The 679-nt window shown below is 55.2% G+C and carries 1 protein-coding gene; it reads left to right on the top strand.

Going from position 1 to position 679, the window contains the following annotated elements; all coding sequences use genetic code 11:
• The first annotated feature begins 63 nt into the window (after positions 1-63).
• Entirely contained in the window at positions 64-609 is a 546-nt protein-coding gene (locus JUK32_RS08425; RefSeq protein ID WP_309224516.1) for a PAS domain-containing protein, read from the top strand.
• Positions 610-679: the final 70 nt, after the last annotated feature.

The following is a 679-nucleotide window of genomic DNA, read 5'->3' as shown; positions in this document are numbered from 1 at the left end:
ATCGCCTCCTTGACCGGCTATGACTTTATCCTTGAGGCTCTATTCTATGCAGCTTTATAGAGAATTGGTATCAGTTCCCGCTGTGCCGAGGTGTGGGGCATCTCGGCGGAGTCGGCAATAGCCGATGTGAATCAATGGTGGCGTCAGGTGCATCCTGACGATGTGCAGTCGTTGCGCAATGCCCTGTTGCGATCGGCCCGGAGCCTCACCGTGTGGACTGCGGAATGGCGCATTGGCCCGGTGGCCCAGCCCCAAAAATGGCTCCAGGTATCGGCCCAGCCCCAAGCTTGCGACAGCGGCGATATTGTTTGGGATGGCCTGATCTTGGATATTACCGAGCGCAAAACTGCTGAAATTGCCCTGCGGCAAAGTGAAACGCGCTTTCAACGGTTGGCAAGCAACCTGCCCGGTGTGCTCTATGGCTATCGGCTCTGTCCAGAGGGCTCGGATGCCTTCACTTACATCAGTTCTGGATTTGCCGATCTTTATGGCTTTGCGCCGGAGCGGGCATTGGCCGATAGCAGTGTCGTTTGGGACTGTGTGCATCCTGATGATGTCGAGGCGCTGCAATTGTCGATCGCGCAATCGCAGCACACGTTGCAAGCTTAGTGGTGCAGAAAAGTCCTGAGAGTATTGATGTAGCTAGATTCTCAGATTGAGAAGGGGAGCCATCTGTGAG

The organism is Halomicronema sp. CCY15110, assembly GCF_016888165.1.
Lineage (GTDB): Bacteria > Cyanobacteriota > Cyanobacteriia > Phormidesmidales > Phormidesmidaceae > Halomicronema.
Note: the sequence above shows the minus strand (reverse complement) of the source record. Positions and strands in the feature narration are given on the sequence as shown.